Annotated in this window: 15 protein-coding genes and 1 tRNA gene; 9 read left to right on the top strand and 7 right to left on the bottom strand. The window is 32.7% G+C overall.

The window, feature by feature from the left end; all coding sequences use genetic code 11:
* Positions 1–278: 278 nt before the first annotated feature.
* The 9 genes from ACTU6T_RS10325 (at position 279) to ACTU6T_RS10285 (ending at position 6,572) form a co-directional block, all read left to right on the top strand.
* On the top strand, positions 279–1,205 hold the full coding sequence (locus tag ACTU6T_RS10325) for an alpha/beta hydrolase (protein WP_460218126.1): 927 nt from the start codon (positions 279–281) through the stop codon (positions 1,203–1,205).
* Between the two features lie 249 nt (positions 1,206–1,454).
* Complete coding sequence (locus tag ACTU6T_RS10320) at positions 1,455–2,315, top strand: SPFH domain-containing protein (protein ID WP_460218125.1); 861 nt, start codon at positions 1,455–1,457, stop codon at positions 2,313–2,315.
* 2 nt (positions 2,316–2,317) lie between these two features.
* A complete protein-coding gene (locus ACTU6T_RS10315) occupies positions 2,318–2,503 on the top strand; it encodes a hypothetical protein (RefSeq protein WP_460218124.1) in 186 nt (61 codons plus the stop codon).
* Positions 2,504–2,505: 2 nt separating this feature from the next.
* A complete protein-coding gene (locus ACTU6T_RS10310; RefSeq protein WP_460218123.1) occupies positions 2,506–2,664 on the top strand; it encodes a DUF4177 domain-containing protein in 159 nt (52 codons plus the stop codon).
* Between the two features lie 2 nt (positions 2,665–2,666).
* Entirely contained in the window at positions 2,667–3,173 is a 507-nt protein-coding gene (locus ACTU6T_RS10305; RefSeq protein ID WP_460218122.1) for a DUF1648 domain-containing protein, read from the top strand.
* Positions 3,174–3,240: 67 nt separating this feature from the next.
* Positions 3,241–3,420 (top strand): type II toxin-antitoxin system antitoxin, encoded by a 180-nt coding sequence (locus ACTU6T_RS10300; RefSeq protein ID WP_460218121.1) that lies wholly within the window; start codon positions 3,241–3,243, stop codon positions 3,418–3,420.
* A gap of 58 nt (positions 3,421–3,478) precedes the next feature.
* Positions 3,479–4,810, top strand: coding sequence for a DUF819 family protein (locus ACTU6T_RS10295; protein ID WP_460218120.1), 1,332 nt, complete (start codon positions 3,479–3,481; stop codon positions 4,808–4,810).
* 21 nt (positions 4,811–4,831) lie between these two features.
* Positions 4,832–5,536 carry a DUF4369 domain-containing protein gene (locus ACTU6T_RS10290; protein ID WP_460218119.1) on the top strand — a complete coding sequence of 235 codons (705 nt, stop codon included), beginning with the start codon at positions 4,832–4,834 and terminating at the stop codon, positions 5,534–5,536.
* 79 nt (positions 5,537–5,615) lie between these two features.
* Positions 5,616–6,572, top strand: a complete 957-nt coding sequence (locus tag ACTU6T_RS10285) for an acyltransferase family protein (protein ID WP_460218118.1) — start codon at positions 5,616–5,618, stop codon at positions 6,570–6,572.
* A gap of 240 nt (positions 6,573–6,812) precedes the next feature.
* Here the strand turns inward: ACTU6T_RS10285 and ACTU6T_RS10280 are convergent.
* From ACTU6T_RS10280 to ACTU6T_RS10250, 7 genes are all read right to left on the bottom strand, one after another.
* Positions 6,813–6,886 (bottom strand) — tRNA-Thr (locus ACTU6T_RS10280).
* Between the two features lie 63 nt (positions 6,887–6,949).
* Complete coding sequence (locus tag ACTU6T_RS10275) at positions 6,950–7,219, bottom strand: hypothetical protein (protein WP_460218117.1); 270 nt, start codon at positions 7,217–7,219, stop codon at positions 6,950–6,952.
* Between the two features lie 26 nt (positions 7,220–7,245).
* A complete protein-coding gene (locus ACTU6T_RS10270; RefSeq protein WP_460218116.1) occupies positions 7,246–8,217 on the bottom strand; it encodes a type I phosphomannose isomerase catalytic subunit in 972 nt (323 codons plus the stop codon).
* Entirely contained in the window at positions 8,217–8,624 is a 408-nt protein-coding gene (locus tag ACTU6T_RS10265; protein ID WP_460218115.1) for a 6-pyruvoyl trahydropterin synthase family protein, read from the bottom strand. Before ACTU6T_RS10265 ends, ACTU6T_RS10270 begins: the two co-directional genes overlap by 1 nt.
* Entirely contained in the window at positions 8,621–9,148 is a 528-nt protein-coding gene (idi, locus tag ACTU6T_RS10260) for an isopentenyl-diphosphate Delta-isomerase (protein WP_460218114.1), read from the bottom strand. Before idi ends, ACTU6T_RS10265 begins: the two co-directional genes overlap by 4 nt.
* A gap of 107 nt (positions 9,149–9,255) precedes the next feature.
* Positions 9,256–11,274 (bottom strand): OmpA family protein, encoded by a 2,019-nt coding sequence (locus ACTU6T_RS10255; protein ID WP_460218113.1) that lies wholly within the window; start codon positions 11,272–11,274, stop codon positions 9,256–9,258.
* Positions 11,275–11,284: 10 nt separating this feature from the next.
* Entirely contained in the window at positions 11,285–12,214 is a 930-nt protein-coding gene (locus tag ACTU6T_RS10250; protein ID WP_460218112.1) for a PorP/SprF family type IX secretion system membrane protein, read from the bottom strand.
* Between the last annotated feature and the right edge of the window lies 1 nt (position 12,215).

The raw sequence follows: 12,215 nt of genomic DNA, 5'->3' as shown, positions 1-12,215 counted from the left end.
CATATGCAAATATTAATTAATTAATCCATTGAACTAAAAACTAAATTTTAGTACACTTCAAATATAGAACTCTATTTTAATTTATAGGTTTAAATACGTAATTAATCGACGAAATACACATAATTTTAACATATATAGATGAAATATTGCATTTCATCGATGAAATGCAATTTAAAACTATCATAAATTTTATTACTCACAACATAAATCTCACAATTAACCGTTATTATTTTTAGTTAACTTTGAAACAGCTATTGCGTTAAATCACAAAAAAGGTCATGAAAATTTATTTAAGCCTCTTACTCTTTTGTTTATGTATAAATACATCAAGCCAAGAATTGCCTTATACCTCAACTGAAATAGCAATCAACAAACATATTGACGGCACTTTATTAAATCCCAAAGAAGTAAACCAACCTAAGCTTGCTATTATTATTGCAGGTACGGGACCAACTGACAGAAATGGAAATCAGAATTTCTTAAATAACAATTCGCTTAAAAAATTAGCAGAATCACTTACAACTAAAGGCATTGCTACATTTAGATATGATAAGCGAATTGTAAAACAAATCCTTAAACGTAAAATTGATCCAAATATAACATTTGACGACTTTGTAACTGATGCTATAGCTACCATTACGTATTTTAAAAAAGAGGATAAGTACTCAGGCATATATATTATTGGTCATAGTCAAGGAAGCTTAGTTGGAATGATTGCCGCTAAAGGTCGTGTTGATGGTTTCATTTCTTTAGCTGGAGCTGGGCAATCCATTGATGAAGTTATTACAGAACAAATTGGACAAATGGATCCATCTTTGATTGAAGACACTCAAAAAGCATTCGAAAGTCTAAGACAAGGTCAATTAACAATTAACTATCCACAAGCACTAGAATCCATTTTTAGAGCAGATGTACAACCATTTATAATGAATTGGATGCAATACAAGCCACAAGACATTATTAAAACACTAAGCATACCAATACTTATTGTTAATGGAACCAAAGATCTACAAGTCTCTGTTGAAGAAGCTAAATTATTGAAAGATGCCTCAGAATTATCAGACTTAAAAATAATTGAGAATATGAACCATGTTCTTTTTGTGATTGAGGGAGACGAATTAGAAAATTCAAAATCCTACAACGAATCATTCAGAGATATTTCAGAAGAACTTGTTAATTCAGTTGCTAAGTTCATTTTAAAGTAACTAATCCTCAAATATCCTAAATTAAAAACGCATCTCAAGACGAGATGCGTTTTTACTAACTAACCAACCAAATGTTAAATGTTACTCCGTTATGCGAGGTAATCACTCCTCTACTAACATCATCATAATCATTTACAATATCTATAAAGCAAATGGCGTGCCAAACTCGATTTGCAGGTTAAAATTATTTGATGTAAATTTGATATCAAAATAATATCATATTGAATTATTTAATTTAAATTTTAACCAATGAAAGAAGAAAAAATAATCGTCCCAGCAAATGGGTATCTGATGTTACTTGTATTCCTTATATTATTCTTTGGAGGCATAGCCGCAATGATTACAATGAAAAACCCGATATTTATTATATCCATTGTAATAGCAATTTTTATAGCACCTGGATTTATTATGGTACAACCAAATGGCTCTAGAGTTTTATTGTTATTTGGAAAGTATATAGGTACTGTGAAAAAGAATGGCTTTTATTGGGTAAACCCTTTCTACACCAAAAAGAAAATTTCACTTAGGGCTCGTAATTTTGATAGTGAACGCTTAAAGGTTAATGACAAATTAGGAAATCCTATTATGATTAGTACCATTTTAGTTTGGCGTGTACAAAATACTTACAAAGCGGCATTTGATGTTGATGTTTACGAAAATTTTGTACGTGTTCAAACCGATGCTGCTGTTCGTAAACTTGCTAGTATGTATCCTTATGACAACTTTGCCGATGAAGGTGTAGATGAAGATATTACTCTTCGCTCTAGTGTTAATGAAGTTAGTAATGCGCTTGAAAAAGAAATCGAAGAACGTTTAGCTATTGCTGGGATTGAAGTTCTTGAAGCACGAATAGGCTATTTGGCTTATGCACAAGAAATTGCAAATGCAATGCTCAAGCGTCAACAAGCAACAGCGATAGTAGCAGCAAGGCACAAAATTGTTGAAGGCGCTGTAAGCATGGTTGAAATGGCTCTTGATGAATTAGGTAAAAAAGAAATTGTAGATCTTGATGAAGAACGCAAAGCTGCAATGGTAAGTAATCTTATGGTCATTTTATGTGGTGATAAAGATGCCTCACCAGTATTAAACACAGGAACGTTAAACCATTAGAAATGAATAAAAAACAAACCTACAGCATTGCCTTTGGAGTAGCATTTGGTAGTAGTTTCGGAACTACTATCGGAGCAATTACAGGAAATATAGCCATGGGTGTCGTTTATGGCTCCCTTATTGGCACAATAATAGGTGTCATTATTGCATTAACCATTTTTAATGACAATCAATCGAAAAACGAATAAATATGAAAGAGTATAGAGTGATCGTTCCAAAATTAGGTCTAAGAAATCGCGTTGAAAAATATGAGGATTTACTAAACCAATATGCCAGAGAAGGTTGGATTGTCAAACATATAGGTCAAACATCTACAATGATAATATTTGAACGCGATAAAAACAGATAATCATGACCACAAACAGACCAAAAATTAAAGTACCCTTGCAAGCTTTAGATATCATATTGGATTTAATATCTATAACACTGTTAATTTTGATGTTAGCCTATGTAATTATGTCATATGCAGATTTACCAGAAACGATTCCTTCTCATTTCAACGGAAAAGGTGAAGTGGATGGTTATAGTGATAAATCAATGTTATGGTTACTTCCAGGTCTCGGAATAGTAATGTATATAGGCCTATTTATATTAAACAAATATCCTCACATCCATAATTATATGGTTAATATTACTGAGGACAACGCCTTAAAGAACTATCGTTTCAGCACACGAATAGTTAGAATCACAAATGTGTTTGTTGTTGCGCTATTTAGTTTTATAAGTTACAGCATGATTCAAGGTGCAAAACATGAGCATTTTGAATTAGGGAATTGGTTTTTAATTACAGTCATTAGTTTTTGTGTTCTACTTCCTGTTGGAATTTTTATATATCACCGAAAAATAAACAAGCAGTAATGATTAAACTTGTATATCTATATATACTTATTATATTAAGCATCATTATAATTTATTTATAATCAAAATGGCTAAAAAGAAAGCATTTGCATTACGAATCAATGAAGATATGCTCAAAGCAATCGAAAAGTGGGCTTCTGATGAATTTAGAAGCACCAACGGACAGATTGAGTGGATGCTCATGCAATACCTAAAAGAACAAAACCGGCAGCCAAAACAAAAAAAGAATAATGAAAGCAACTCCTAAGCAAGTTGCTTTTTTTATGGCTTTTATTTTGGTATTTTGCGTCTTTAAATTTTTGTTTATGGATACTACTCAATTAATTGAAGCAAAACCATTTTTTACTGAGGACACAGTAGTTTTTGGACTATTAATGTTAACACTAGGTTTTGTTTTTTACACTTCTACAAGTGAGAACAGTTTTTGGAAAAAATTCTACAAGTATGTTCCTGCATTATTAATGGCATATATGCTACCTGCAACTTTAACGACTTTTGGACTTATTGCTCCAGAATGGGGATTAGAAAATGAGCAAGGCGCATTGGTCGAAGTTACTGGGAAATCTCAAGCCTATTATATCGCAAGTAGATTTCTACTGCCTGCTGCTTTGGTACTTATGACCATTAGTATTGATTTAAAAGCAGTATTTAATTTGGGCTGGAAAGCATTAGCTATGTTCGGTACAGGAACAGTAGGAATCATCATTGGAGGTCCAATTGCTGTTTTTTTAATTGCATTAGTACATCCTGAAACCGTTGGTGGTGCAGGAGTAGATGCTGTCTGGAGAGGGCTTTCCACACTGGCAGGAAGTTGGATTGGTGGTGGTGCAAACCAAGCTGCCATGTTAGAAATTTACGAGTATAATACAACTAATTATGCCAGTATGGTTATCGTTGATATAGTTGTTGCAAATATTTGGATGGCTATTCTTTTATTAGGAATTGGAAAACAAAAGAAAATCGATAAATGGCTAAAAGCTGATAATAGCTCTATAGAAATCTTAAAAGAAAAAGTGTCTAGTTATGCTGCAAGCATTTCAAGAAATCCCACATTAGCAGATTTTATGGTTATTTTAGGAATCGCATTTACGGTTGTTGGTTTTTCTCATTTTGGGGCCAATGAAATTTCAGAATTTTTAAAGTCAAATGTTGAGGCTGTAAGTGATAAAAAATCAGCATGGTCCTCATTTGGATCTCAGTTCTTTTGGATGATTTCAATAGCAACTATTTTGGGCATCATATTATCATTTACTAGAGTAAAAAAATACGAAGGTGCTGGTGCTAGTAAAATAGGAAGTGTATTTATATATATACTAGTTGCAACCATTGGTATGAAAATGGACCTTACGAAAATTGTTGATAATCCAGGATTGATTATAGTTGGCTTAATATGGATGGCAATACATGTAGGCTTACTATTTTTAGTGGCAAAGTTAATTAGAGCGCCTTATTTCTTTTTAGCAGTTGGCAGTAAAGCAAATATTGGAGGCGCCGCGTCTGCACCAGTCGTTGCTGCGGCATTCCATCCATCCTTAGCGACTGTAGGCGTTTTATTAGCCGTATTTGGATATGTCGTTGGAACCTACGGAGCAATGCTTACCGCTGAATTAATGAGAATAGTTGCACCCATAACTTAATTAAAAAAAATAAAATTGAATATGACAAAAATCTCTAAACTCCTAAGTCTAATAATATTAATTGTATTAAACACTTCTTGTGAAAAACAAATTGATTCGAATTTCATATTAAAAGGCCATGTAAAAGGTTTAAAAAAAGGATCTGTGTATCTACAAAGACAGCAAGATTCTTTAATGGTTACTTTAGATTCTTTAGAAATTAATGGGAATTCAAGTTTTGAATTGTATTCAGATTTATCAGAACCAGAAATACTATTTCTAAAGTTAAATAAAAATGATGGAGATGAAGGCACTATAGTATTCTTTGCTGATAAGGGCATAACCGAGATCAATTCAACCCTCAAAAATTTTAGTTTTGATGGCAAGATTAAAGGATCAAAGCAACATGAAGTCCTTGAAGAATATTTAGATATTATGTCAAAATTTAGTGATGAAAATTTAGATTTAATCCATGATACATTAGAAGCCCAACGTGTAAATGACACAACAGCCAATTCTTTTGAGGATGAATACAACAAGCTACTGAAACGCAAATATTTATACACCATCAACTTTGCAGTAAATCATCCAGATAGTGAAGTCTCGCCTTATTTAGCAATTTCTGAAGTACCTAATACAAGTGTAAAATTTCTTCAGCAAATTTATGATGCCTTAAATGAAGATATCAAATCATCAAAATATGGTATAGATTTAAAAGAATTGATTGAAGAGCGAAAGAAAGAATAAAATTTTACAAGCATTAATCTAAACCGATTAAGTAGCCTAAAACTATTAAATAAAACCCATCTGTTTAAGTAGATTAACAATGAGATTTAGAAACATTGATTTATTTAAAGGTCTACTTATAGTCTTTGTAATTTCGGGACATATTCTTCTAGGAAAAGTGAACGAATCCATCTTGAAAACTATGATTTATAGTTTTCATATGCCAGTATTTATAGCGATTAGTGGTTTTCTTTGTAACCTAAATAAATTACTCAAAACCAACTGCTTAGAAATAATTAAAAAATATCTCTTTCGAATAATAATTCCGTGGACTTTAGCCGTCATTGTTTATTTTTTACTTACAGCTATAAAAAATCATCATTTTAATGCTTTAGAACTCATAAAAGCTTTTATAACTCCTATTTACCATCTATGGTATATCCCAGGGTTATTGAGCTGGATTATATTGTCATTGAGTTTCAAAAGACTTAAAATTAGTAATACGTTTCTATTAGGTATTGCTCTAATTATATCCATCATTTCATTTTATTTAGTGTATTATCCAGTCACCTATCAAGGTTTTGGAATCATTAGTACCTTTACTGAAGCTTTCCTTTACACTTTTAGACCATACTTCTATGTCTTTTTTGTTCTAGGTTTTGTTTATAGAAATTTAGAATTAAATATTCCAAAGACAATAGACTATGTGCTACCCCTAGTATTTTTTATTTTAGTCCCTGTAATGTATTATGCGCCAAACAAGGCGTTGAAAATTATAAATTTCTTATTATTCAATACGTTTCTAATACATCTTATTTTAAAAGTGGTATCAAATAACGCATTGGGGCGTGTTCAAATAATAGAATGGATGGGTTTAAACTCTTTAGGGCTCTATCTTTGGCATGTTATTCCAATCTTAATTTGCAAACATTATATCGGAACAGAAAATTTGGTTTACTATTATACTGCAACTATACTATCGGTAATTGCTTTCATTGTTTTATACAAGTACTTATCTAGAATACAATTTTTGAAAACGTACTTTTTTGGGATGTAATTAGCTAATTGTAAGATTAACACTTAATCATGAAATCTAACCTAGGATTAAACAATTATTGCAATTGAACAATTAAGCCATTGAATGTTAATAAAAAAATCCCAAACTTAAGATTTGAGATTTAAAATTAGAGCCGATGGAGGGTATCCCTTCGACTGCGCTCAGGGTAAACTTCTCGTCCAAAAGCGTTAATACCAAACATAAAGCCTCAACTATATATTGAGGCTTTACTCTTTATTGAGCCGATGGAGGGACTCGAACCCACGACCTGCTGATTACAAATCAGCTGCTCTAGCCAGCTGAGCTACATCGGCTTTTATTTTAAGGCTTGCAAATATAAGATTAGTATCAAAATTTGCAAAAACTCTTATAAAAATTTAGCTCAACTTATTTAACTTATCGATTAACGCTTTACCACGTTCTTCGAGTTCGTTATTAATAGCTTTAAAATGCGCCTTTTTATTCTCTACACCCTTATCATTAACTTTAGCTATTAAATCGTCAAACGTATCTATCGCTTCATCAATAATTGCCTCGCTCTTTTTTGTGTCTTTATCTGTATTGTTATATTCCCAGACATAAACTGCTTCAATGATATCTCCCAAAACGAAATTGATGTCTTTTTTAAGATCTCTAATATTTGCCATAATAATTATATTTAGTTGCTACAAAATTAAACATAAACTTCTAATAGTTTCGCATTACTTGATGTAATTTTATAGGTCTTAATTGCTGCCGGAATTAAAAGTGTTTCTCCTTGTTTAATAAATTCTGAAGCATGCTCTGTTTCAATCAAAACCTCGCCTTCAACACACATATATATAAAGAATGAATCTTTAGTGTTAAATTTTAAAATTGAATCTGTTACATGCAACATACTCGTAGTAAAATAGAGACAACTTACCATTTTATTAGAAGTGTTCTCTTCTTTTTGATAATTGATTCGAAAATTGTCAGGCATATCAAAATCAAATGCATCAATTGCTAAATCGTTGTGCAATTCTCTTTCGTTTCCTTCGTCATCAACACGATCCCAATCATATACTCTGTAAGTAATATCACTAGTTTGTTGAATTTCGGCTAATAACACTCCAGCTCCAATAGCATGAACTCTACCAACTTCTATAAAATAAGTGTCTCCCGTTTTTACTTTATCAAAATTTAATATCTCGGTTAGTGTTTTATCTTTTAAATGTTTCAGATAAGTATCTGCAGTCATCTTTTGATTAAAACCAACAATTAAATTTGCATCCTCATCAGCTTGCATGACGTACCACATTTCAGTTTTTCCAAAGGAATTATGACGCTTTGCTGCTAATTCATCATTGGGATGTAACTGAATTGACAAATCATCTTTGGCGTCAATAAACTTAATTAAAAGTGGGAATTTATTTCCAAATACTTTATAATGTTGCTCTCCTAATAATTCGGCTTGATAGGTTTCAAGAAGTTGCTTAAGTGATTTTCCTTTTAATGCTCCATTAATCACAACAGATGTATCGCCTTCTACGTCGCTTATCTCCCAACTTTCACCTACATTAGAAAGCTCTGTGTCTTTATTAAGTACTGTTTTTAATTTATCGCCTCCCCAAATTTTATCTTTTAAAATGGGCTGAAATTTTAGTGGATATAGTTGTGGTTTCATTAGCCCGAAAAAGTTACAAAGTTACGAGGTGTTTCATATAGGGTAATTTCAAGATCAAAATCTGAGTTTAATTTAGGCTTAATCTTATTATAAATGACAACTACAATATTTTCAGCAGTTGGGTTTAGGTTTTTGAATTCTGGAACTTCAACATTTAAATTTTTATGATCAAACGCATCTTCAACTTCAGATTTGATAATATCCTTAAGTACTTTCATATCTATCACATAGCCAGTTTCTTGGTCGATATGTCCAGTAACACTTACAATGAGTTCGTAATTGTGGCCATGATAGTTTGGATTGTTACATTTTCCGAAGATTTTATCATTCTTCTCAAAACTCCAATCTTTCCGATACAAACGATGAGCCGCATTAAAATGTGCCTTTCTACTAACCGTTACTCTCATGACTTTGTGATATTTATATGTTCATAAAACTTATCAAAAATGATTTTAAACCATTCGGTGTAGTCTTCAGGATGCAATTCAATATCAACCTTAACAGCCTCCAATGACATCCATTTCCATGCTTCAACTTCATCAGGATTGATAAGAGGCTCTTTATTATATAGACCAACCATTACATGATCATACTCATGCTCTGTGAGTCCATTGTCAAAAGGTGCTTTATACATAAATGAAATGGTTTCTTTCAAATCGGTTACAAAGCCCATTTCTTCCATTAAACGACGTTTACCAGCTTCTATATTGGTTTCACCAACACGTTGATGACTACAACAAGTATTGGTCCACAATAATGGTGAATGGTATTTATGTTTAGCGCGTTGCTGCAACATCAATTCATTATTATCATTAAAAATAAATACTGAAAATGCCCGATGCAACACTGCTTTTTGATGCGCTTCTAATTTAGGCATTGTTCCTATTTGCTCATCGTTTTCGTTTACTAGAATTACACGTTCTTCTGTCATAGCTAACAAAAATAACAACTAAATTTCATAAATCCATTAGAAATAGAAAAGCTGCCTTGAAAAAGACAGCTTTTAACTTATATTTAATACTACTTATATGGTCAAGTTTATTTTTCTGGACATTTCTCTCCATTAATACTTGTAACAATAAACTCACTACGTCTATTTAATTGGTGTTCTTCTTCACTACATGAAGAATCATTTGAAGGTTCACAACCACAATCATTAACTAAACGAGATTCTCCATAACCTTTTGCGGTTAAACGATCTCCGGCTATGCCTTTATCAATTAAGTATTGTCTTGTGGATTTGGCTCTTCGATCTGATAATGTCGTGTTATATGATGCTGGTCCTCTACAATCTGTATGACTACGAACATCAATCGTCATTGTAGGATATTTATTCAATACTGCTAAAACTTTTTGTAATTCGACCTCAGCATCTCTCCTTATATTAGCTTTATCAAAGTCGAAATATATAATTGGAATATCTAAAATCTTAGCTAAATCGGCACAAGGTTCTAGCTCAACTTCGTCACGCTCTAAATCGAACTCTATAACCAAGTCTTGCTTTTTCTTAGGTGTTGTAAAACGTTTTTCAACTGTAGCAAACTCATCCATTTCTACACGGATTAAATACTCTTTTTCACACTCTAAGTCTTCAAACTTATATGAAGCATCTGCACCAACTGTTTGTTGACTTAAAGGTGTTCCTTCTGCATCTAAAAGCGTTACAACTGCTCCTGGCAATAATTCTTGTGTATCTTGATCTTTTACAGTGCCTTCTACAACTTGTTCACACTCAGGAATGATAAATCTGTAAATATCATCATCTCCTTTTCCACCTTCTCTATTAGATGTAAAGAACCCTTCTTTTGTTCCGATATTTTCGTAATAACCGAAATCATCCATCGGACTATTAATTGGCCGACCAACATTTTCTAAAGCCATTGGTTGATTTAATTCTCTTTTATTTTTGAAATCTCTAATCACGTACACATCAAGTCCACCTAATCCGCTAAATCCATTTGAAGAGAAATACAAATCCCCTTCAGAATTTATAAAAGGAAAGGTTTCATGACCTTCAGTATTAACCGATGGCCCAAGATTTACAGGCTCACCTAAAGTACCATCAGCATTGATTTCTACTTCGAAAATATCAGACTTTCCTAAGGTACCGTTCATATCAGAAGCAAAATACATTTTTGTCCCTTCAACATTAATTGCTGGATGAGCAACACTATAGGCATCATCATTAAAATGTACAGACTCGATATTGGTCCATTTTCCATCATCATCGGCAGTTGCTCTAAAAATCTTTAAACGATTGGTCCCATCTTCATCGTTTTTATATTTCTTTTTGAAATAGTTATTACGTGTAAAATAAATTACCTTATCATCAGGTGTAAACGCCACTGTAGATTCATGAAACTTTGTATTAATATTTGCATCTAACGCTTCAACATTGCTATAAGACCCATCCTCTTGCTTTTCGGCAGCATAAAGATCTAAATACGGCTGTTCATTCCATTTATATTTTTGTCCACCACCACGAGTAGACGCAAAAATTAATTGATTCTGATATTGCGTCGTTCCGAAATCTGAAACCTCAGAGTTTATTGCCATATTAACCACATCAAATTCTCTACTTGCCTCATCAATCATAGACAAGTAATCTACAGTTGATGTAAATGCACGACCTCTTAAATCGCCTCTATCAGCTTCTGCGAATTTTTTCATCCATTTGTCCGATTCATCATAATTCTCAATAGACTTTAAAGCCTGTGCATATCTGAAATAGTATTCTGAATCTATATTTTCTTCCATTGCCATTAATTCACCATACCACTTAGCGGCTTCTTCCATCTGATTATTAAAATAGAAAGAGTTGGCAAGTTTCTGAAGTAAATCAACCGATTTATAACCGTTTTCTGCAACTTCTAAGAGAATCTCACTTGTTTTCAAATAGGCTAGATTATCATATGCTCTAGAAGCATCTCTTACCTTTCCTTTTTGGGCATATCCAAAAGAAAACACTAAACTAAAAGCAAGAACATATACAATTTTGAGTGTTTTACTCGCGCCAATTTTATTGACTATTTTGAGTTTGTGATTTATAAAATTCATAAGCATTGTTTTAGAAGAATCTTGGTGATAATATTCTACCTACTTTCTGTAATTCGAAGCGTAACATGATTTCATGTGAACCGCTATTGTAATTATTTAGATTTGTTGTTGTGGCATCGTAAGCATAGCCAATATATAAGCCATCTGTTACTTGAAAACCAGCTAAGCCACTCACAGAATCATCCCATCTATAGGCCAATCCTAAAGTAAGCTTATCATTAAATAAGAAATTTGCTGATACGTCGGCAATTATTGGTGCACCTGATACTGCTTTTACTAGTGCAGCAGGTTTCAGTTTTGTATTTTCACTTAAATCAAAAACATAACCAGCAATTAAGTAATAGTTCATTCGTTCACTAGCAACAGATTCTTGAAAATCATCATAATGATCGGTTGTCAAGAAATTTGGGACAGACAATCCAACATACCATTTTCGATTATGTAAATACAATCCAGCTCCAACCGTTGGGGAAAATAGACTGACATTTTCACTAAATACTACATCTGGATTTTGAAAACGTCCTTTACTCCAATCAGTATTTAATAAATGTGCACCAGCTTTGGCACCAAAGGATAGCTTGGTATTGTTTTCACCAACACGAATCGTATATGAAAAATTCGCATCAATATAAGTTTCATTTGCTGGCCCCAGTGCGTCATTAACGATAGACAGACCTAAACCAATCTTATCATTTCTAAGTGGTGCATGAATACCCAAGGTTTGCGTTTGTGGCGCTCCATCAATACCAACCCATTGTGTACGATGCAATCCTGTAATACTTAATACTTCTCTCTGTCCAGCATATGCAGGATTTACACTCATTGTATTATACATATACTGAGTATATTGAGGGTCTTGCTGCGCAAAACTAGTATTAATCGTTAGGGCACAAAACACTAACAGTATTAATCCTTTAACTAATGATGATTTTTGTATCATT

The sequence above is a fragment of the Psychroserpens citreus genome (assembly GCF_055686305.1).
Note: the sequence above shows the minus strand (reverse complement) of the source record. Positions and strands in the feature narration are given on the sequence as shown.